18 protein-coding genes and 1 tRNA gene are annotated in these 20,177 nt (G+C 61.2%); 11 read left to right on the top strand and 8 right to left on the bottom strand.

Translation table 11 applies throughout. The features are described from left to right. The 5 genes from MQW79_RS01630 to MQW79_RS01650 all read left to right on the top strand — a co-directional run bounded on the left by MQW79_RS01630 (position 1) and on the right by MQW79_RS01650 (position 5,564). A complete protein-coding gene (locus tag MQW79_RS01630; RefSeq protein ID WP_476586438.1) occupies positions 1 to 1,086 on the top strand; it encodes an ABC transporter ATP-binding protein in 1,086 nt (361 codons plus the stop codon). A 166-nt stretch (positions 1,087 to 1,252) separates the two neighbouring features. Beyond that, a complete protein-coding gene (locus tag MQW79_RS01635) occupies positions 1,253 to 2,002 on the top strand; it encodes a sugar phosphate isomerase/epimerase family protein (protein ID WP_476586440.1) in 750 nt (249 codons plus the stop codon). A gap of 2 nt (positions 2,003 to 2,004) precedes the next feature. Beyond that, positions 2,005 to 3,147 (top strand): Gfo/Idh/MocA family protein, encoded by a 1,143-nt coding sequence (locus tag MQW79_RS01640; protein ID WP_476586442.1) that lies wholly within the window; start codon positions 2,005 to 2,007, stop codon positions 3,145 to 3,147. 141 nt (positions 3,148 to 3,288) lie between these two features. Continuing rightward, complete coding sequence (locus MQW79_RS01645; protein ID WP_476586444.1) at positions 3,289 to 4,344, top strand: sugar phosphate isomerase/epimerase family protein; 1,056 nt, start codon at positions 3,289 to 3,291, stop codon at positions 4,342 to 4,344. A 68-nt stretch (positions 4,345 to 4,412) separates the two neighbouring features. After that, positions 4,413 to 5,564: a Gfo/Idh/MocA family protein gene (locus MQW79_RS01650; RefSeq protein ID WP_476586445.1), complete on the top strand. Its 1,152-nt coding sequence runs from the start codon at positions 4,413 to 4,415 to the stop codon at positions 5,562 to 5,564. A 51-nt stretch (positions 5,565 to 5,615) separates the two neighbouring features. Here MQW79_RS01650 and MQW79_RS01655 read toward each other — a convergent pair whose 3' ends face one another. The 3 genes from MQW79_RS01655 to MQW79_RS01665 all read right to left on the bottom strand — a co-directional run bounded on the left by MQW79_RS01655 (position 5,616) and on the right by MQW79_RS01665 (position 7,130). Next, positions 5,616 to 6,476 carry a TraB/GumN family protein gene (locus tag MQW79_RS01655; protein WP_476586447.1) on the bottom strand — a complete coding sequence of 287 codons (861 nt, stop codon included), beginning with the start codon at positions 6,474 to 6,476 and terminating at the stop codon, positions 5,616 to 5,618. A 185-nt stretch (positions 6,477 to 6,661) separates the two neighbouring features. Next, on the bottom strand, positions 6,662 to 6,967 hold the full coding sequence (locus MQW79_RS01660) for an ETC complex I subunit (RefSeq protein WP_476586449.1): 306 nt from the start codon (positions 6,965 to 6,967) through the stop codon (positions 6,662 to 6,664). Between the two features lie 86 nt (positions 6,968 to 7,053). After that, a tRNA-Pro gene (locus tag MQW79_RS01665) sits at positions 7,054 to 7,130 on the bottom strand. Between the two features lie 103 nt (positions 7,131 to 7,233). Between MQW79_RS01665 and MQW79_RS01670 the strand changes: the two genes are divergently transcribed. Then, positions 7,234 to 7,971 (top strand): phosphatase PAP2 family protein, encoded by a 738-nt coding sequence (locus MQW79_RS01670; RefSeq protein ID WP_476586450.1) that lies wholly within the window; start codon positions 7,234 to 7,236, stop codon positions 7,969 to 7,971. On the opposite strand, the gene metC is transcribed toward MQW79_RS01670, so the two are convergent. Continuing rightward, positions 7,953 to 9,140 carry a cystathionine beta-lyase gene (gene metC, locus MQW79_RS01675; RefSeq protein ID WP_476586451.1) on the bottom strand — a complete coding sequence of 396 codons (1,188 nt, stop codon included), beginning with the start codon at positions 9,138 to 9,140 and terminating at the stop codon, positions 7,953 to 7,955. The genes MQW79_RS01670 and metC overlap by 19 nt on opposite strands. A gap of 219 nt (positions 9,141 to 9,359) precedes the next feature. Between metC and MQW79_RS01680 the strand changes: the two genes are divergently transcribed. From MQW79_RS01680 to MQW79_RS01700, 5 genes are all read left to right on the top strand, one after another. Next, positions 9,360 to 10,376: an amino acid ABC transporter substrate-binding protein gene (locus tag MQW79_RS01680; RefSeq protein ID WP_476586452.1), complete on the top strand. Its 1,017-nt coding sequence runs from the start codon at positions 9,360 to 9,362 to the stop codon at positions 10,374 to 10,376. Positions 10,377 to 10,486: 110 nt separating this feature from the next. Beyond that, entirely contained in the window at positions 10,487 to 12,028 is a 1,542-nt protein-coding gene (locus MQW79_RS01685) for an amino acid ABC transporter permease (RefSeq protein WP_476586453.1), read from the top strand. Between the two features lie 9 nt (positions 12,029 to 12,037). Then, positions 12,038 to 13,165 carry an amino acid ABC transporter permease gene (locus MQW79_RS01690; protein ID WP_476586454.1) on the top strand — a complete coding sequence of 376 codons (1,128 nt, stop codon included), beginning with the start codon at positions 12,038 to 12,040 and terminating at the stop codon, positions 13,163 to 13,165. Between the two features lie 4 nt (positions 13,166 to 13,169). Continuing rightward, the gene (locus MQW79_RS01695; RefSeq protein ID WP_476586455.1) at positions 13,170 to 13,970 is read left to right on the top strand and encodes an amino acid ABC transporter ATP-binding protein; all 801 of its coding nucleotides are present in this window, start codon (positions 13,170 to 13,172) and stop codon (positions 13,968 to 13,970) included. A gap of 203 nt (positions 13,971 to 14,173) precedes the next feature. Continuing rightward, the gene (locus MQW79_RS01700) at positions 14,174 to 15,196 is read left to right on the top strand and encodes an amino acid ABC transporter substrate-binding protein (RefSeq protein ID WP_476586456.1); all 1,023 of its coding nucleotides are present in this window, start codon (positions 14,174 to 14,176) and stop codon (positions 15,194 to 15,196) included. Positions 15,197 to 15,211: 15 nt separating this feature from the next. Here MQW79_RS01700 and MQW79_RS01705 read toward each other — a convergent pair whose 3' ends face one another. The 4 genes from MQW79_RS01705 to MQW79_RS01720 form a co-directional block, all read right to left on the bottom strand. After that, positions 15,212 to 15,925 carry an alanyl-tRNA editing protein gene (locus tag MQW79_RS01705; protein ID WP_476586457.1) on the bottom strand — a complete coding sequence of 238 codons (714 nt, stop codon included), beginning with the start codon at positions 15,923 to 15,925 and terminating at the stop codon, positions 15,212 to 15,214. Positions 15,926 to 15,933: 8 nt separating this feature from the next. Further along, positions 15,934 to 17,385 (bottom strand): cardiolipin synthase, encoded by a 1,452-nt coding sequence (gene cls / locus MQW79_RS01710; protein WP_476586458.1) that lies wholly within the window; start codon positions 17,383 to 17,385, stop codon positions 15,934 to 15,936. Between the two features lie 83 nt (positions 17,386 to 17,468). Then, on the bottom strand, positions 17,469 to 18,515 hold the full coding sequence (locus MQW79_RS01715; protein ID WP_476586459.1) for a cysteine synthase A: 1,047 nt from the start codon (positions 18,513 to 18,515) through the stop codon (positions 17,469 to 17,471). Between the two features lie 212 nt (positions 18,516 to 18,727). Next, positions 18,728 to 20,146, bottom strand: a complete 1,419-nt coding sequence (locus MQW79_RS01720) for a cryptochrome/photolyase family protein (RefSeq protein WP_476586460.1) — start codon at positions 20,144 to 20,146, stop codon at positions 18,728 to 18,730. Positions 20,147 to 20,177: the final 31 nt, after the last annotated feature.

Below are 20,177 nucleotides of genomic sequence, written 5' to 3' on the forward strand. Positions count from 1 at the left end.
ATGCAACACAGTGTTTCCATCCGCGACCTGTCGCTGAACTTTGGCAATGTGAAGGTGCTCGAGCACCTCAACCTGGATATTGCCCAGGGCGAGTTCATCGTGCTGCTCGGGCCTTCGGGCTGCGGCAAGTCCACGCTGCTCAACTGCATCGCCGGTCTGCTTGACGTCTCCGACGGGCAGATTTTCATCTCGGGCAAGAACGTCACCTGGGAAGAGCCCAAGGACCGCGGCATCGGTATGGTGTTCCAGTCCTACGCGCTCTACCCGCAGATGACCGTCGAGCGTAACCTCTCCTTTGGTCTGCGCGTCGCCGGCATGCCCAAGGCGGAAATCGAGCAGCGCGTGAAGCGTGCTGCCGAAATTCTGCAGATCGAACCGTTGCTGCAGCGCAAGCCGGCCAACCTCTCGGGCGGTCAGCGTCAGCGCGTCGCCATCGGCCGCGCCCTCGTGCGTGACGTGGACGTGTTCCTGTTCGACGAGCCGTTGTCCAACCTCGACGCCAAGCTCCGCTCGGACCTGCGCGTCGAGATCAAGCGCCTGCACCAGCGTCTCAAGAACACCATGATCTACGTGACCCACGACCAGATCGAGGCTCTGACGCTCGCTGACCGGATTGCCATCATGAAGAATGGTGTCATCCAGCAGCTCGCCGATCCGCACACCATCTACAACAAGCCGGTCAACCTCTATGTGGCTGGCTTCATCGGTTCGCCCTCGATGAACTTCATCAAGGGCACCATCGACGGCGCTACGTTCACTGCCGAAGATGGCACGGCCATTCCGGTGGGCAGCTACGAATACGTCTCGGGCGCTCCGGTTGGGGCCACCAAGGCGGTTCTGGGCGTTCGGCCCGAGCACATCTTCATCGGAGAAGATGCCCAGTCCATGCCGTACAAGACCGAAGCCGAGATCGAAATCGTCGAGCCCATGGGTTCCGAAACCCTGGCCTGGACCAAGGTGGCAGGCATTCCGGTGACTTTCCGCTGCAGCAGCGACATCGAGATCAATGCCGGTGACAAGGTTACCGTCGGTTTCGATATTGCCCGCGGCTCCCTGTTCGACGCCGGCACCGAGGAACGGCTCTAGTCCCGTAACCGAATTTGGAATGGCGCCCCAGGGCGCCATTCTGCCGATCGCTGGCAACATTACTTTCGCGGCAGTCGATCTGCCCGGGCGCGGCGACGCCAGCCCCCGGCCAGGTTATCCCCGGTCCGACGCGACACCGCATCCTCATTCCCTCACGAGGCCAATTATGGACTTTTCGTATCAGCTCTACAGCGCCCGCAACGAAGCGTCGCTGGACGAGACCCTCAAGACCCTTTCCAGCCTGGGCTACACCCAGGTCGAAGGCTGGGGCGGTCAGTTCGCCGATCCTGCAGGTTTGGCACAGAGCCTGAAAAATGCTGGCCTGACCATGCCGACCGCGCATATGGGCTATAGCCAGTTGGAAGACACCGATGCCGCCCTGCGCATCGTCGATACTGTCGGCATCCAGACCGTCTATTGCCCGGCCCCTCCGTCAGATGCCTACCGCGCCGGCTCCGGCAACTGGCAGGAATTCGCCGAAGGTCTGGCTCGCATCGCCGCAGCCTTCAAGGCCGCCGGCAAGGGCTTTGGTTATCACAACCACCACTGGGAATTCGTCAAGGATGCCAATGGCAAGACGCCGATGGAGTTGATCCTGGACGCCTCGCCTGACACCCAATGGGAAATGGACCTGGCCTGGGTGATCCGCGCCAATGAAGATCCGCTGTTCTGGATCGACAAGCTGGGTAGCCGCATCACCGCCGTCCACGTCAAGGACATTGCCCCCGCCGGCGAAAAGACCGACGAAGATGGCTGGGCCGACGTTGGTACCGGCACCCTGGACTGGCCGAATTACATCAAGCAGATCAAGGCGAAGACCAAGGCGCGCTACTTCGTGGCCGAGCATGACAAGCCGAGCGACGCCATTCGCTTTGCCCGCAATGCTGCTGCCGCTCTCAAGGGCTACGGAGTCTGACAATGGCAAAGACCTATGGCGTCGGCATCATGGGTGCCGGCAATATCTCCGCGGCCTATCTGCGCCTGGCGCCGCTCTTCAAGGGCCTCGACGTGCGCGCCGTGGCCGACATTCGTCCGGAAGCCGCCAAGCTGCGCGCCGATGAGTTTGGCGTGAAGGCCCAAACCCCTGACGAACTGCTCAAGAACAGCGAGCTGGACGTCATCGTCAACCTGACCATTCCCTCGACCCACTACCAGGTGTCGATGGATATCATCTCGGCCGGCAAGCATTCCTATTCGGAAAAGCCCTTCGTGCTGAGCCTCGAAGAGGGCCTGTCCCTCAAGAAGGCTGCGGACGAGCGCGGTCTCAAGGTTGGTTCGGCTCCCGATACTTTCCTCGGTGGCGCCCATCAGCAGGCCCGCGAAATCATCGACTCGGGCAAGCTCGGCAAGATCATGAGCGGCACGACCCACGTGATGAGCCGCGGCATGGAGCACTGGCACCCCAATCCGGATTTCTTCTTCCAGGTTGGCGGCGGCCCGATCCTCGATCTCGGTCCCTATTATATCACCGATCTCGTGCATCTGCTGGGCCCCGTGAAGCGCCTGTCGGCCTTCACCAACATGGCTCGCGCTGAGCGTATCGTTTCGGCCGATGGTCCCTACAAGGGCACCACGATCAAGGTTGGCACCCCGACCACCATCCATGGCGTGCTTGAGTTCCATTCCGGTGCCATCATCACGATCGGCGCGAGCTGGGACGTGGCGGCGCATGGCCATCACAATATCGAGCTCTACGGTACCGACGGCTCGATCTTCGTGCCCGATCCGAACTTCTTCGGCGGTGATCTGGTCACGACCGGTATCGAAGGCATCCGCACTCCGGTTGAGCCTTGGGATCATCCTTTCGGCAAGCCGAACCAGGATCTCGAAAAGGACCATCCGCGCGCCAACTACCGTTGCGCCGGCCTTGCCGACATGATGCGGTCCATCGACAACGGCCAGACCGCCCGCTGCGGCCTCGACGTCGCTCTCCATGTGGTGGAAGTGATGACGGGCCTGCTCAAGGCCGGCGAGACCGGTCAGGTGCTGACGCTGCAGACCACCTGCGAACGTCCGCGCGCTCTCGGCATCGAGGAAGCCAGGGCCTTGCTCAAGGCCTGATGTGCGTACCTCATTGACAGGTCTCATGGGCCGGTCAACACTATCGACTAACATGTCAGGGCGGCGAGCGATCGTCGCCCTGTAGCGTCAAGAGGAGCCCCGGCTGAGGCGGTTTACGGGGCCACAAAGAGGAGAGAACACATGGCCACCACCATCAAGGGCCCGGCTATCTTTCTGGCACAGTTTGCCGGCGACAAGGCCCCCTTCGACAATCTCGACAATATCTGTCGCTGGGCTGCCGGCCTCGGATACAAAGGCGTGCAGATCCCGACCTGGGTGTCCAGCTTCATCGATCTCGAAAAGGCTGCCAATTCCAAGACCTATGCCGACGAGATCAAGGGCATCGTGAACAGCCACGGGCTGGAAATCACCGAGCTCTCCACGCACCTGCAGGGCCAGCTTGTCGCCGTGCATCCGGCCTATGACACCGCCTTTGACGGCTTTGCCCCGGCTGCCGTGCACGGCAATCCAAAGGCCCGCACGGAGTGGGCCGTACAGACCATGATGAACGCCGCCAAGGCTTCGCAGAATCTGGGCCTCAAGGCCCACGCGACCTTTTCGGGCGCACTGGCCTGGCCCTATCTCTATCCCTGGCCGCAGCGTCCCGCCGGACTTGTGGAGGAAGCCTTTGATGAACTGGCCCGCCGCTGGACTCCGATTCTCAATGCCTTCGATGAAGCAGGCGTCGACGTCTGCTACGAAATCCATCCCGGCGAAGACCTGCATGATGGCGTGTCCTATGAGATGTTCCTCGACCGCGTGAAGAACCATCCGCGCGCCAACCTGCTCTACGATCCGAGCCACTTCGTGCTGCAGCAGCTCGACTATCTCGACTACATCGACATCTACAAGGACCGCATCAAGGCCTTCCACGTGAAGGACGCAGAGTTCAATCCTACCGGCCGCCAGGGCGTGTATGGCGGCTTCCAGTCCTGGGTCGAGCGGGCAGGGCGCTTCCGCTCCATCGGCGATGGCCAGGTCGACTTCCCGGCAATCTTTGCCAAGATGGCTGCCAATGATTTCAAGGGCTGGGCCGTGCTCGAATGGGAATGCGCCCTCAAGCACCCGGAAGACGGTGCCCGTGAAGGCGCAGAGCTCATCCAGAGCTACATCATCCGCGTCACCGAAAAGGCATTTGACGATTTCGCCTCGGGCGGCACCGACAAGGCAGCCAATCGCAAGATGCTGGGCCTTTGAGTTAGCAATCTGTTAGCAAATTGGCCGTCGCGGTGTGACGGCCAACACGCATCAAGGGAGGAATTAAAATGGCCGAAAACGGCGCAAAACCAATTCGTCTGGGCATGGTCGGCGGCGGCACGGGGGCCTTTATCGGCTATGTGCACCGCATCGCCTCGCGCCTTGATGGCGATTTCCAGCTGGTGGCCGGCGCCCTCTCGTCGCGCCCTGAAGTTGCTGTAGAATCAGGAAAAAATCTCGGCCTCGCCGAAGATCGCATCTACACCTCCTACGAGGAAATGGCCAAGGCAGAGGCGGCCCGGCCGGATGGCATCCAGGCCGTGTCCATCGTCACGCCCAATCACATGCATTTCGGCCCCACCAAGGCTTTCCTTGAGGCCGGTATTCATGTGATCTGCGACAAGCCGATCACCTCGACGCTCGAGGACGCGCGCAAGCTGCTGGATATCAAGCCGAAGAACGGTGCGAAATTCCTGCTGACGCACAACTACACGGGCTATCCGCTGATCCGTCAGGCCCGCGAACTGGTCGCCTCTGGCGCGCTGGGCAAGATCCGCGTCGTCCAGGCCGAATACGCGCAGGATTGGCTGACCGAAGCGGCTGACGAGGACAACAAGCAGGCCGCCTGGCGCACCGACCCGGCCCGTTCCGGCGCCGGGGGCTGCATCGGCGACATCGGCACCCACGCCTATAACCTCGCCCGCTTCGTCACCGGTTTGAAAACCGAGGCCGTTTCAGCTGACCTCACGGCCTTCGTGCCCGGTCGCCAGCTCGATGACAACGTCCATATCATGCTGCGCTTCGAAGGTGGGGCCAAGGGCATGCTCTGGGCCAGCCAGGTTGCGGTGGGCAAGGAAAACGGCCTGCAGCTGCGCGTATACGGTGACAAGGGTGGGCTCGAATGGAGCCAGGAGAACCCGAACTACATGTGGTTCACCGAATTCGGCAAGCCGCGCCAGTTGCTGACCCGCGGCGGGTCCATCTCGGTTCCGCCTGCCGCCTCGATGAATGTCCGCATTCCATCTGGCCATCCGGAAGGGTATCTGGAAGCCTTTGCGACGCTCTACAGCCAGTTTGCGGCGGTCATCCGCGGCGACGGCGCTGCTTATGAAGAGCTGCTGCCGTCCATGGCCGACGGCATCGAGGGCATGCAGTTCATCACCGCTTCGGTTAAGTCCAGCCAGAATGACAGCAAGTGGACCCGCTTCGCCGACGTCTGACGACGTCGCCACGGCCACGGGGAGGTCGGCCGTGCGAGCGGCCGGCCTTTTCTATTGGACGCGCGTGCTGGTAAAGCCGCGCTCCTCCAGGAGCCTGACGACACTGACGTCGCCGGTCAGATGTGCTGCGCCGACCACCAGCAGGGCGGACTCGTTTCCGTCGAGCATGGCTTCGATCTTGTCCGCCCAGTTGTGATTTCGGGTGTCGATGATGCGCTCCACCATGGCTGTGCCATAGCCGTCGGTCTGCGAATCAAATGCCTCGCCGAGCGTGTCGGGATCGCCGTCCAGCCACGCCCCGATCATGGTCTCGATATCGTCATGCGCCATGTGCAGCGTATCGAGTGTCGCTTCGAGCATGGTGATCTGTTCTTCGAGCGTACCGCCGGCAAGAAATCCAAGCTGTTCGGCGCCGGTCTCGAGAAAGGCCTTGCGGTTGCTGGGCAGTTCTTCGGCGAGGACCATTTCCACGCCAAAGGCGGCCTCATAGCCGGAATAGAGGAGTGGCCCCGAACTCAGGGTCGTGGCGGCCAGCCAAGGCTTCATGATCAGCAACGAGGGCATGGCAATGCCATATTCGTCAGCGGCATCGCGCACGCGGTCCGTCAGTTCCGGCCCGATCTGTTCGCTGAGCAACACTCCGTCGCGATTGAAACCGAGCTCTAGCGAAACAGGCATGATTTCCGCCTGCGCGGCGGCACTGATGTCGGCCTCGAAGTAGACGCGGTCAGCCTTGGATATGAGCTTGTCGAGCCGTTGCGTGCGCCAGTCGGTGTCGGGACGCAACATATGGACCGAGCCGAACAGCCAGATCGAACTGTCGGCATCACTCACTTTCCAGATAGCGGGCGCCGCATAGGCAGGGGCAGCCAGGACGAATGGGGCGAGCAGGGCGGCTAACGATTTCAGCATGGCTCCTCCAGTGTTCATTCTGGACAGTCAGCGCGCGCCACACAAGATGCAAGTCCGCCCATCACCAAATGGGACCGACGACGCGGCGGGTCTGGTACCCGCTGTCCGCACCAAAACACTCTCGTCAAAGCAAAGCGCCGCAATTTCTTGCGGCGCCGGGTGGCAGACAGGTCGCTGACCGGGGGTTAGTGCGTCCAGGGAGTCTTGCGATCGGAGCGGAAATTGTCCGGATAGCTCACGCGCTTGGGTGTGGCGTCATGCGCGGGTTGCACCGAATAGGGAATGCCATTGCGCTGCGCATAGGCTTCGGCCTCTTCCTGCGTGTTGAACGAGAGCTTGACCTGCTGGTTCATGTCCGAGCTGCTCGTGTAGCCCATCAGCGGATCAATGCTGCGCGGCGTCGTCGCTTCGTGCACCAGAACCCATTGCTTGGACTTGCCCTTGCCTGACTGCATGGCATTGCGGGCGGGACGATAGATTCGGGCGGTCATGCAAAGTCCTCAACACGATGCACAGCATCGGACCGAAAAGCGCGACGCGGTTTTCGGTTCTTCCGATGCGCCAAAGATAATTGCGATGGTCGGAGTACAAAGATTCGAACTTTGGACCCCCGGTTCCCAAAACCGGTGCTCTACCAGGCTGAGCTACACTCCGAGATCGCGCCCTTCCGTTAGCCTGTTCGGGCACAAAGGGCAAGGCCGCATGCGCTGTCTTGCCCGACTTGACGCGGGCAATCGAGACAGGGGACAAGTTCGCCATGTTCGATCTTCAAAAGCCGTGGCCGCTGGGCCTTGATCGCCGCTCCTGGCCCTACTTTCTCATCGCCATCGTGGTCGTCCTGGCCATTTTGGCAAGCATTGATGTTGCGGCCTCGCGCGGCGCCATCGAGTGGCCCGACCAGTGGCGCGCCCCGTTTTTCTTCATCACCGACTATGGCCTTTCGGACTGGATCCTGATTCCCAGCCTGGTGCTGGCGATTCTGTTCGGTCTGGCGACGGTGCCGACTCAGGGCGTCTGGAAGCAGGCAACGGGCGAACTGGCCCTGATTTCCACCTTCGTCTTCCTCGGGGTCGGCGTCCCCGGTCTCATCACCAATCTGCTCAAGCGCCTCGTCGGGCGCGGTCGACCCTCGGAATTTGAGGCATCAGGTGCGTTTGCCTTTCAGAACCTGTTCAACGACTGGCAGTTTCAGAGCTTTCCCAGTGGCCATTCGGCGACTGCCATCGCTACGGCCTTCGTCGTTGGCTTTATGGTGCCGCCCCTCTTTCCCGTGCTGATGGTGGTGGGCCTGGTCGTCGCAATGTCACGCGTGCCCGTGGGCATGCACTATCCCACGGACGTGTTCGCCGGAATTTTGGTCGGCATGCTCGGGGCCTATCTGGTGCGCAACTTTTTCGCGCGCCGGAACTGGCTGTTTGCCCAGGAATCGGATGGCCGCATGGTGCTCAAACCATTGACCGGCCTGAACCAGTTGGTTCAGCGCGCGCGGCGATAACGTTCCAGCCCGTCAGCCAGGTCGGCCTTAAGGTCTTCGGTGCCCTCGAAGCCGATATGAACGCGGATGAGATTGCCCTCGTCGCTCCACGGATGGACGGAGCGCGCCGTCTTGATGGCCACCGGCAGCAGCAGGCTTTCATAGCCGCCCCAGGAATATCCCATGGTGAAGAGCTTGAGGTGATCGACGAGCGCTGCCACCGCCGAGCGCGGGGCAGGGGCGAGGACAAAGCTGAAAAGGCTGCCCGAGCCGGTGAAATCACGCTTCCACAACGCGTGGTCCGGGTGGCTCGGCAGGGCCGGATGCAGCACCTGCGTGACCAGATCCTGCTGTTCGAGCCAGGCGGCGATCTCGAGGGCACGCTCCTGGTGCTCCTTCATGCGGATGGCAAGCGTCTTGAGCCCACGCGACACCAGGTAGGCATCATCGCCCGAGGTGAAGAAGCCGAGCAGAGTGCGGATGCGCTCGACATCGGCCCAGGCCTCCTTCTTGGTCGAAATCGTCCCGGCAAAGGCATCCGAGTGCCCCACGAACATCTTTGTCGCGGCATGAACGACGATGTCGGCACCCAGAGCAAGGGGCCGGTGGTAGAGGGGACTGGCCCAGCTGTTGTCGACGATGAGGCGCGCGCCGCCGGCATGGGCGACTTCGGCAAGGGCAGGGATGTCCTGAACTTCAAAAGTCAGCGAGCCCGGGCTTTCCGCCAGAACGGCACGCGTATTGGGTAACATCAGGTCAGCCAGGCCCGCGCCGATCCGCGGATCGTAATAGCGAACACTGACGCCCATGCGCTGGAGGAAGCCATCCGAGAACTTCCGGCCGGGTTCGTAAGCGCTGTCGGTAATGAGCACATCGTCGCCGGTCTTGAGGCAGGACATGAGCGCAATGGTGATGGCGGCCAGGCCTGATGGAACCAGCTTGGTCCGATGGGCACCCTCCAGCTCGGTGACGATCGATTCGACTCCTTCCGTCGTTGGATTCCCGGCGCGGCCATAGAGGAAGCGCTGTGACTGGGCATCCAGGTCGGCCAGCGTTTTGAACAGGACGGTCGAGCCGCGATAGACCGGCGTATTCACGAATCCGAACTGGTCCTCTGGAGCCCGCCCAGCATGGGTGAGAACGGTCTCCATCGAGGGAAGGCGGGGTTTGCCGGTTTGATGATCATGCATGCTAGGCTCGGTGCTCAAAAAGGTATCAATTGGGGGCGGTTGGCTAAATTAGAGACAGGTTTGCTGACCCAACGCGCCTTCTGCCCTTGACGTTGATGGGAATAGAGGCTTGCATGCTTATCAGCATCCAAACTGCCAGACAAAGGCAGTGGTGCTCTCGGAGCTGAGGGACCATTTGTCGGCTCCGAAACACAGGGTCAGGAAACAAAAGGCAAAATAATGCAAAAAGCGCTCGTATCGATCGCACTCGCGGCCTCGCTGGGCCTCGGGGCGACGGCCGCCCAGGCGGCCATCCTCGATGACGTCAAGGCCAAGGGCTATGTCCAGTGCGGTGTGACCGGCGGTGTCCCGGGCTTCTCCGCCCCCGATTCCAACAATGTTTGGACCGGCCTCGAAGTTGACTTCTGCCGCGCCATGGCTGCCGCGATCTTCAAGGACGCTGACGCGGTTCGTTACACCTCGTTGACCAGCCAGGAACGCTTCACCGCTCTGTCTGCTGGTGAAATCGACGTTCTTTCGCGCACCACCACGTGGACCATGAGCCGCGATACCCAGCTGGGCATCAGCTTCGTCGGCACCATGTTCTATGACGGCCAGGGCTTCATGGTGCGTGAGGCCGACGGCATCACCTCCGCTCTCGATCTCTCCGGCGCCGCCATCTGTATCGAATCCGGTACCACCACCGAGCTGAACGCTGCTGACTACTTTGCTGCCAACAGCATGGAATTCAACACCGTCGTGTTCGTGGATCAGGACGAAGTGGTGAAGGCCTACGAAGACGGCCGCTGCGACGTCTACACCACTGACTCTTCGGCTCTGGCCGCTGAGCGTTCCAAGTTCGCCAATCCGGCCGAACACATCATCCTGCCCGAAATCATCTCCAAGGAACCCCTTGGCCCGGTGGTTCGCGCTGGTGACGGCCAGTGGTTCAACCTCGCTCGCTGGACCTACTTCGCCATGCTCGAAGCTGAAGAGCTCGGCGTGACCTCGGCCAATGTCGACGAAATGCTCGGCTCGGATAACCCGGCCATCAAGCGTCTGCTCGGCGTCGAAGGCGAATTCGGCGTTCCGATGGGCGTGGAAAACGACTGGGCCTACCAGATCGTCAAGCTCGTCGGTAACTACGCAGAATCCTACGAAAAGCACGTTGGTCCGGATACCCCGATTGGTCTGGAACGTGGCCTGAACGCCCTCTGGAAAGACGGCGGCATCCAGTACGCCCCGCCGATCCGCTAAACTGATCAAATTTGTGCGGCGCTCCCAGGTGGAGCGCCGCACTGTTTGTTCTGTCGACTGACGTGCCCTCGGGCGCGGGCAGAGGCTCATTGCGGCCAAGGGACAGCCACATGACGACACTTGATACGGGGCATCAACCTGCCCCCAGGACCAGCTTTTTCAATGACCCGGTGATCCGGGGTTACATCTACCAGGCCGTGGTAGCTGCGCTGGTCATCGCCTTCTTTCTCTGGATCATCAACAACACCGCGGCCAATCTGGCTGCGCAGAACAAGACGACCGGCTTTGACTTCCTCTGGAGGACAGCCGGCTTCGACATCAGTTTCTCGCCGCTCTGGCCGTGGTCTCGCGCATCCTATTATTGGGAAGCCTTTATCGTTGGCATCCTCAATACGCTGCTGGTTGCCGCCATCGGTATTGTCTTCGCGACCATGCTCGGTTTCACCATCGGCATCGCGCGTCTTTCGAGCAATTTCCTCATCGCGCGCCTGGCGACGGTCTATATCGAAGTCATCCGCAACATTCCGCTGCTGCTGCAGCTGTTCTTCTGGTACTTCGCCGTGCTCAAGGCGATGCCGGCAGTGCGGCAGTCGATCGAGTTGCCGTTCAACTCCTTCATCAACCAGCGCGGCATCATGGTGCCCCGGCCTATGCCGGATCAGGAATTCACGCTGGTGATGATCGCCATCGTAGTGTGCCTGGTGGGCGCTATTGGCCTTGGCATCTGGGCGACCCGCACGCGCACCAAGACAGGTCGATACCCCAATCCGCTCGTGTTGGCCGGCAAGGCCGCCGATGCCGTAGTCACCTTCCTGCTGGCGTTCTTTGCGCTGTTCCTGGTGTTCACCGTGGTCGTGCCGCTGGGCGTGCCAATCCTGCTGCCGGCGGTGATAGCTCTGGTGATCGCGGTCCTGTCGGTAACACGCTTTGCACCAATTGCGAGGGGCGTACTCATCTTCGCACTTGCCTTTGTGGTGCTCGATTCGGTCGTCGGCTTCATGTTCGGCTGGGTTCCCCCGCTCTTCATCGCCATTGCGAGTGCGGGCATCGGCCTCGTCATGGGCGGCATAGCCTACAGCACGGCGCTGACCCGCCCTTCGAGCGAGGCCCGCTTCCCGCTGGCGTTGCTGATTTTCATCATCGTCGGTGTACCGGCTCTGGTCTATTGGTCGACCGGTGCGTCTCTGGCTTTCGAAATCCCGGTGCTCGAGCGCTTCAACTTCAGGGGCGGTCTGCAACTGCCACCTGAATTCGTGGCGCTGGTGTTCGGCCTCACCATCTATACCGCCGCCTTCATCGCCGAGACGGTGCGCGGCGGCATCCAGTCGGTCAATCGTGGCCAGACCGAAGCGGCCCAGTCACTGGGCCTCAAGGACGGCGACCGCCTGCGGCTTGTCGTCATTCCTCAGGCCATGCGGGTGATCGTGCCTCCGCTGACCAGCCAGTATCTCAACCTGACCAAGAACTCCTCGCTCGGCGCGGCCATTGGTTATGGCGAGCTGGTCAACGTCTTCGGCGGCACAACACTCAACCAGACCGGTCGAGCCATCGAGTGTATCGCCATGGTGATGCTGGTCTATCTCACCCTCTCGCTGCTCACCTCGGCCATCATGAATTGGTACAATGGCCGCGTGAAGCTGGTGGAACGGTAGGAGCGTATCGTGACAGACATCAGCTTCGTTCGTTCCGACATCGAGCAGGCCCGGCCGGCGCCCACCCGCACAAGCGGTGCCGGTGCCTGGCTGCGCAAGAACCTCTTCGCAACGCCGGCAGACGCCATCCTGACGTTCTTTGCGGCGCTGTTCCTGCTGTGGGTCATCCCGCCTTTGTGGGGCTTCCTCTTCGGCAATGCCGTCGGCATCAATGGCACGGTCGAAGAATGCCGCATGGAAACCGCGGGGGCATGTTGGGCTTATATCTGGTCGGAGATGGAGTTCTTCATCTACGGCTTCTACGACATCCCCGAGCAATGGCGTCCCAATATCGTCTTTGCACTGGGTGCGGCCCTGCTCATCCCGCTCCTTATTCCCAAGGTGCCGTTCAAGCGGACCAACGCCATCCTGCTCCTGCTTGTCTATCCCGTTGTCAGCTATTTCCTGCTGGCTGGCGGCGTGTTCGGGCTCACCCCGATCCCGACCGAGAAATGGGGTGGTCTGCTGATCACTCTGCTGATCTCGGCGATCGGCATCACGCTGTCCTTCCCGCTCGGCATCGTCCTGGCGCTGGGGCGGCAATCGAAAATGCCGATCATCAAGACGCTCTGCGTCTGTTTCATCGAGCTGATCCGGGCGGTGCCGCTGATCACCATCCTGTTCATGGCGTCGATCATGCTGCCACTGTTCATGCCGCAGGGCACGACTGTGGATAAGCTGCTCCGCGCGCTCGTGGGCGTCACGCTCTTCACCTCCGCTTACATGGCTGAAGTGGTGCGCGGTGGCCTGCAGGCCATTCCCCGGGGACAGTATGAAGCAGCCGCATCGCTTGGCCTGAGTTATTGGAAGCAGATGTTCTTCATCATCCTGCCCCAGGCGCTCAAGCACGTCATCCCGGGCATCGTGAACAATGCCATCGCCTTGTTCAAAGACACGTCGCTCGTCTACATCGTCGGCATGAAAGACCTGCTTGAAGCGGTCAAGACCAAGAACGACACCGCACTTGAGTGGCAGTCGGCCAATACGGCAACCACCGGCTACATCTTTGCCGCCGCGGTGTTCTGGGTCTTCTGCTTCGGCATGTCTCGCTACTCCATCTACATGGAGAACCGACTTAACACTGGCTACAAGAGGTAGCTCCATGTCTCAGGCTTCCGAAAACACCGTCGATCGCGAAATCGACACCAGCCATATGCAGGTCTCCACGACAGACGTGGCCATCGATGTGATCAACATGCACAAGTGGTATGGCGACTTTCACGTCCTGCGCGACATCAACCTGCGGGTGATGAAAGGCGAGCGCATCGTCATTGCCGGGCCCTCGGGCTCGGGCAAGTCGACGCTCATCCGCTGCATCAACCGCCTGGAAGAGCACCAGGAAGGCCAGATCATCGTCAACGGCACGGAACTGACGGCCGACCTCAAGCGCATCGACGAGGTGCGCCGCGAGGTGGGCATGGTGTTCCAGCATTTCAACCTGTTCCCACACCTGACAATTCTGCAGAACTTGACGCTCGCCCCGATCTGGGTGCGCGGCATTCCCAAGGCCGAGGCCGAGGCGACTGCCATGCACTATCTCGAACGGGTCAAGATCCCCGAACAGGCCAACAAGTATCCCGGTCAGCTTTCGGGCGGTCAGCAGCAACGCGTGGCCATCGCGCGCTCGCTCTGCATGCAGCCGCAGATCATGCTGTTTGACGAGCCGACCTCGGCGCTTGACCCGGAAATGGTCAAGGAAGTGCTCGAGGTGATGATCAATCTGGCTGAAGACGGGATGACCATGATCTGCGTGACCCACGAAATGGGCTTTGCCCGTCAGGTCGCCAATCGCGTGATCTTCATGGACCAGGGCCAGATCATCGAGCAGAACGAGCCGGAACTCTTCTTCTCCAATCCGCAGCACGAGCGCACCAAGCTCTTCCTGAGCCAGATCCTTCACTGACTTCGAACCGTCCCGCAGGGCAAATCGCTCCAGTGGAGCGATCTGAGGCGAGAAGGCCAGGAGAGCTATGCTCGAATGGCGAGGGCCGCGCTAAGTGCAGTCCTAACTTGCTGAAAGTTTAAATATCAGGGGTCAAGCCGGTCGTCGGCTTGACCCCTAATGCTTGCAGGACAATATGGTGCGGCAACCCAGAAGGCCTGCGCGTGACCAAACTGCTCAGACAATTGCTGTTTTGGATTGCCCTTGCATGTGCAATGGGCGCGCAGCAGGTCAGTGCGCAGACGCTTGAGGCGGTGCGCGCGCGTGGTTTCCTCATCTGTGGCTCCAGTGGCCCACTTGCGGGCTTTTCCCAGCAGGACATCGATGGGCGCTGGTCTGGCTTCGATGTCGATCTTTGCCGGGGGCTGGCGGCGGCCGTACTCGGCAATCCCGATCTCATCGAATTCCGCTCTTATCGTGGGGAAGCACGCTTCGCGCCGCTCGAAACCGGGGCGGTCGACGTGCTCATGCGCAACGGCGCCTGGACATTGGGCCGGGACACGCAATATGGCGCGCGCTATGTGACTCCCACTTTCTTCGATGGGCAGGCATTCCTCGTGCCGCAGGCGCTGGGCGTGGTCTCGGCCTATGAGCTGGACAATGTCAGCGTCTGCGTCATTGCTGGCCTGGGCGAACTCGAGGCCCTGGACGAGTTCTTCTTCTCCAACCAGACCGACTATCGGCCCGTGCCCTATGAGGATGTCGCTGACCTCGCCATGGCGTATCGGGCAGGTCTCTGCCAGGCCATTTCGGCCTCAGGCCGGCAGTTGCAGGCCATCCGGCGCGAGCTGCCCGATCCAAACCTGCATCGCATCCTGCCTGAGCGGATTTCCAAGGAAGTTCTGGGGCCGGTAGTGCGCGATGGGGACGAACAGTGGTTCAACATCCTGCGCTGGACCATGTTCGCGCTCATCAATGCCGAGGAGGTGGGTGTCACCAGCCTCAATATCGACTCCCTCGTCGCTGCCCGCACGCCGGCCGTGCGGCGCATCCTGGGCGTCGAGGGCGATTTCGGCGTCGGTCTCAACCTGAGGCAGACTTTCCTGGCCGACGCCATCCGGGCCGTCGGCAACTATTCCGAGCTTTATGATCGGCATTTTGGTCCGCAGACAGGCGCCGCCATGCTGCGCGGGCAGAATGCGCTGTGGAGCAATGGCGGACTGCTTTACGCGCCACCCATACGCTAGAATGCCTCTTCGCCGTCAGGCGAAGTGCAGGCTCACGCGTCGGTTCTGCTTGCCCTTCTTCTCGATCTTGCCCAGTGTCGACGCCCCGATCTCGGCCGTGCCGGACACATGCGTGCCACCGCAGGGCTGCAGGTCGATGTCGCCGATGCGCACCAGCCGGACACGACCCCGACCCATGGGCGGCTTCACCTTCATGGTCTTGATGAGGTCGGCCTGGGCCTCCATTTCGGCGTCGGAGATCCATTCGGTCGTGACGGGATGGTCGGCCTCCACCATGGCGTTGAGTTTCGCTTCCAGTGCAGCGAGATTTTCGGGGACATCAGGCATGTCAAAATCGAGCCTGCCGCGATCCTCTCCGATTGATCCGCCTGTCACGGGGAAGGGAAACACCACGGACAACAGATGTAGCGCCGTATGCATGCGCATCAGCCGGTGTCGCTTGTCCCAGTCTATCTCGACAGTAATTGCCTCACCGGGCAGGGGCGTGTCCGAGATTTCCGCTGGAATATGCACGATGGCCGTCTTGTCGCCCGCGGGATGAATGGCGGTCGATATGTCCACGACGCTCCCGTCCGCGCGCACGATCCGGCCGCTATCGCCGGGCTGGCCTCCAGATGTCGCGTAAAACACTGTCCGGTCCAGCACGATGCCGCGCTCCTCCGTCACCGCCAGTACCCTTGCGCTGGCCGATTGCAGATAGGCGTCGTCTCGAAACAGGAATTCGGTCATCGTCGTGCTCATAGAACCGGAGAAAACAGGCGGGCGGTCTGCGATGCCAGGTAAACCGGCCAGGGTCGTGTCTCGACCTCGGACTGGCTCACCTGCCGGCAGGAATTGAAGTCCCTGAGCAGCATCGCCTCGACATCATCGATCACCTGCTTGTCCGTGAACCACAGTGTGATTTCAAAATTGATGGCAAAGGAGCGGTTGTCGAAATTGACGCTTCCAACCGTGGTCATGTCGTCATCCATCAGCACCACCTTCTGGTGCAGGAAGCCATCGGTATAGCGATAGACCGCGATGTCATGCGCGACCATGCTGTCGGCATGAGCAATGCTGGCAAGATAGACCAGCGCATGATCAGGATTGTCGGGGAGCATGATCCGCACATCCACCCCGCGTAGCCGCGCCGCGAACAGCGCCGTGCGAATATCGGTATCGGGCACGAAATAGGGGCTGACGATCCACAGGCGCTTGCGGGCGCGACCGATGAGGTCGGTGAAGGCGATTGCGCATTCTTCCAGTTTGTCAGCCGGTCCGCTTCCCATCACCAGCACCGAATTGTCGCCAAACGTCTCCAGCTCCTTGGGCGGGTTGTTGGGCAGGCGCTCGCCGGTGGCCCATTCCCAGTCCTCGCGGAACAAAAGCGCGCAACCCAGCGCTGCGGGCCCGGAGACCCGCACATGCGTGTCACGCCAGTGGCCGAATTTTGGGTCCTCGCCCAGATATTCGACACCCACATTGTGCCCGCCGGTCCAGGCATGCTTGCCGTCCGCGACGACGATCTTGCGATGATTGCGATAGTTGATGCGGGTGGGGCCGAAGACGCGGAGGAATTTGTGCCGGCGGTTGAAGCTCGACACCTTCACACCGGCCTCCCGCAACTCCTTGCGGTAGGCCTTGGGCATGCCGGTGCTGCCGATGTCGTCATAGAGCAGAAAGACGGCGACGCCCTCCTTGGCCTTGGCAATCAGCCGCTCCGCCAGCTCCTGGCCGAGCCGGTCGTCGCGCACGATGTAAAACTGTACAAGCAGGTATTCCTTGGCGGCCTCGATACCGGCAAATATCGAGTCAAAGGTCGCCGTCCCGTCGACAAGCAGCTCGACGTCATTGCCCTTGAGGAAGGGCAGCTCGGAGACATTGACCTGTACCGGCCACTTGGCGTCAGTCTCGCGGTCGATTAGCGCCAGATCCCTGGCGCGCAGGGGGCGTTCGGCGCGACCATTCTCCATTCGCTCGGTCGCATAGTCGTCGAACAGCTTCCACCCGAATATCAGGTAGAGAAACACCGTCGGGAAGGGGAGCAGCAGCAGCGACAAAAGCCAGGCGATCGAGCCCTGCGAGGTGCGGGAGTTGAGGATTTCTCGCACGGCGCAGATGAGGGCCAGGATGTAGATGAGCCCCATGATCAGGGCTACCAGGTGCAGGTCGGACGTTACGGTATTGAGGAAATCGTCAATTCCGAGCATCGATGGACTCCAGCCTGGCGTGAAGAAACACTCTAGCAGGCTGTGAGTTCACAACAATCTCTGGATAGGTGGGACGCCTTGCCTCAGGCGTCCTGCTCCATGACGCTCGAAATATCGATTGGTGTACGCCCTTCCATCCATGGCGGCACGGGCAGGTTCTTGCCGCGCAGGAATTCGGGATTGAAGATCTTGCTGGCGTAGCGATTGCCGTAGTCGCAGAGCACGGTGACGATCGTTTTCCCCGGCCCAAGATCGCGCGCCATGCGCACTGCGCCGGCAATGTTGATGGCGCTGGAGCCACCGAGACAGAGGCCTTCATGTTCAAGCAGGTCGTAGATGTAGGGCAGGGCCTCGGCGTCCGAAATGCGATAGGGCAGGTCGACCTTGAGTCCTTCGAGGTTGGCGGTGATGCGCCCCTGGCCAATGCCCTCGGTGATCGAGTCGCCGGAGGATTTCAACTCGCCATGAGCGAAATACTCATAAAGCGCTGCGCCTTCCGGATCGGCGAGGCCGATCTTGATGTCCGGGTTGCGGCTGCGCAGCGCTTCCGCCACGCCGGCCAGCGTGCCGCCCGAGCCTACGGCGCAGATGAAGCCGTCGATCCGCCCGTTGGTCTGCTGCCAGATTTCGGGCCCCGTGGTTTCGATATGGGCGCGGCGATTGGATATGTTGTCGAACTGGTTGGCCCAGATGGCGCCATTGGGCAGTTCCGCATTGAGCTTTTCCGCCAGGCGACCCGAAACCTTGATGTAGTTATTGGGGTTTCGATAGGGCTTGGCCGGCACCTCGATCAGCTCCGCACCATAGAGGCGTAGCGCGTCCTTCTTTTCCTGGCTCTGCGTTTCCGGGATGACGATGACCGATTTGAAGCCCAGTGAATTGGCGACCAGCGTCAGGCCGATGCCGGTATTGCCGGCCGTGCCTTCGACAATGGTTCCGCCGGGCTTGAGCTTTCCGGATTTGACCGCATCGTGGATGATGAACAGCGCAGCACGATCCTTGACGGACTGGCCCGGATTGAGGAATTCGGCCTTGCCCCAAATCTCGCATCCCGTCAGCGTCGAAACGCGGTTGAGACGGATCAGCGGCGTATTGCCGATGGCGGAGATGAGGTCTTCGTGCTTGGCCATATCAGGATTTCTGCTTGTGTCGCGCCCGATTGCGCAGAGGCTTTGCGGCGGGAGGCGCGCAAATCCAGAAAGATCAGACACTTATCGTAAGTGTGGAGGGCGAGTGTCGCAAGTCGTATGCCGACTATTCAGCAGCGCTTTTCCCTCCCGCCCGGTCCGGCGCAAGGGGCGGTCGCTACGCATCTTCCCCGGAGAATATTTTTCGCCACCGCTCAGGCGTTGGCAGCCGTGCCCAGAGCCGCGAACGCAGCGAGGGCCCGTTCCCGCGTCACCTTGAGGTCGACGATCGGGTGCGGATAGCTCTCACCCAGCGTAATGCCACTCTGTTCAAGAACGGACACGGGGGCATTGCCAGGCTGATGTATGTACTTGTCCGGCAAGCGCGTAAGTTCAGGCACCCAGCGCCTGACATAGTCGCCACCGGGGTCAAAGCGTTCACCCTGGGTTACCGGATTGAAGATCCGGAAATAGGGCGCCGCGTCGAGCCCGCATCCGGCGACCCACTGCCAGCTGGCGGGATTGTTCGCCGCGTCCGCGTCAACCATGCAGTCCCAGAACCACGCTTCTCCCTGGCGCCAGTCAATCAGCAGGTTCTTGGTGAGGAACGACGCCACCAGCATGCGCACCCGATTGTGCATATACCCCGTTTCCCAGAGCTCGCGCATCCCGGCGTCGATTACGGGCAATCCGGTTTGTCCGCGTTGCCATGCCGCAAGCTGGGCGGGCGCGTGCCGCCAGCGAAGATCTGCGAACTTCTCCTGCATAGGCACGCTGGCAATGTCCGCCCGGTGGTAGAGCTGGTGATGACTGAAATCCCGCCACGCCAGTTCCGACAGGAACTTGTCCACTGCGCCGGCCTTGTCGGGATGCATGTGAATGACCGCCTGGGCCGCGTGCCAGATCTGCCGCGCGGAAATTTCCCCGAACCGCAGATGCGGCGAGAGACGTGAGGTCACGGCGCGCGCTGGAAAGTCGCGCCCCTCGGGATAGGAAGACACGCAATCCTCAAGGAACTCGCCCAGCCTCGATTGCGCCGCGGCCTCGCCGATCTTCCACTGGCCATTGAACTTTTCCGCCCAGGCCGGCTGTTCATACTCTTCATCGACGAAGCGGGATTTGATAGTCCGGCCAGTGGGGGGCGGAAGCGCATCTTCGATGTTCATCGACCGCAATGATTTCCAGAACGGTGTGAAGACCGAATAGGGCCGACCGTGACCAGTCTGGATCAGCCAGGGCTCCACCAGAACATTGCCCGAGTGAGATTGCGCATCGATTCCTGCAGCCTTGAACCGCTCCTTGATGCCAGCATCCAGGTTGCGTTCCGCCGGACCATAACGACGGTTCCAGTGGATGGAGCGGACATCCAGGTCGCCGGCAATATCGGCGAGCACGTCGCCGGCGCGTCCGGATAGCACGCTTAGCTCGATGCCGATCCCGGCAAGAGAATGCCCCAGGGATACAAGACTATGGTGCAGCCACCATCGTGCCGCCGCCCCGATGGGGCGCAGGCTCTCGTCGCTCTCATGCACATAGACCGCTACGACGCGGTCGCCGGTCTTGGTCGCGGCGCTGAGGGCGGGATTGTCGGCCAGGCGCAGATCATTGCGCAGCCACACGAGAGCAGTAGGCAAGTCAAACCTCCAGGCGTCCGCGTCATAACGG

It is taken from the genome of Devosia sp. Micro-HW1, assembly GCF_056341075.1.

What these genes read in the sequence shown, in the direction of transcription:
- MQW79_RS01630 (WP_476586438.1), top strand. Translation starts at nt 1, where the DNA reads ATGCAACACAGTGTTTCCATCCGCGACCTGTCGCTGAACTTTGGCAAT.
- MQW79_RS01635 (WP_476586440.1), top strand. Translation starts at nt 1,253, where the DNA reads ATGGACTTTTCGTATCAGCTCTACAGCGCCCGCAACGAAGCGTCGCTG.
- MQW79_RS01640 (WP_476586442.1), top strand. Translation starts at nt 2,005, where the DNA reads ATGGCAAAGACCTATGGCGTCGGCATCATGGGTGCCGGCAATATCTCC.
- MQW79_RS01645 (WP_476586444.1), top strand. Translation starts at nt 3,289, where the DNA reads ATGGCCACCACCATCAAGGGCCCGGCTATCTTTCTGGCACAGTTTGCC.
- MQW79_RS01650 (WP_476586445.1), top strand. Translation starts at nt 4,413, where the DNA reads ATGGCCGAAAACGGCGCAAAACCAATTCGTCTGGGCATGGTCGGCGGC.
- MQW79_RS01655 (WP_476586447.1), bottom strand. Translation starts at nt 6,476, where the DNA reads ATGCTGAAATCGTTAGCCGCCCTGCTCGCCCCATTCGTCCTGGCTGCC.
- MQW79_RS01660 (WP_476586449.1), bottom strand. Translation starts at nt 6,967, where the DNA reads ATGACCGCCCGAATCTATCGTCCCGCCCGCAATGCCATGCAGTCAGGC.
- MQW79_RS01670 (WP_476586450.1), top strand. Translation starts at nt 7,234, where the DNA reads ATGTTCGATCTTCAAAAGCCGTGGCCGCTGGGCCTTGATCGCCGCTCC.
- metC (WP_476586451.1), bottom strand. Translation starts at nt 9,140, where the DNA reads ATGCATGATCATCAAACCGGCAAACCCCGCCTTCCCTCGATGGAGACC.
- MQW79_RS01680 (WP_476586452.1), top strand. Translation starts at nt 9,360, where the DNA reads ATGCAAAAAGCGCTCGTATCGATCGCACTCGCGGCCTCGCTGGGCCTC.
- MQW79_RS01685 (WP_476586453.1), top strand. Translation starts at nt 10,487, where the DNA reads ATGACGACACTTGATACGGGGCATCAACCTGCCCCCAGGACCAGCTTT.
- MQW79_RS01695 (WP_476586455.1), top strand. Translation starts at nt 13,170, where the DNA reads ATGTCTCAGGCTTCCGAAAACACCGTCGATCGCGAAATCGACACCAGC.
- MQW79_RS01705 (WP_476586457.1), bottom strand. Translation starts at nt 15,925, where the DNA reads ATGACCGAATTCCTGTTTCGAGACGACGCCTATCTGCAATCGGCCAGC.
- cls (WP_476586458.1), bottom strand. Translation starts at nt 17,385, where the DNA reads ATGCTCGGAATTGACGATTTCCTCAATACCGTAACGTCCGACCTGCAC.
- MQW79_RS01715 (WP_476586459.1), bottom strand. Translation starts at nt 18,515, where the DNA reads ATGGCCAAGCACGAAGACCTCATCTCCGCCATCGGCAATACGCCGCTG.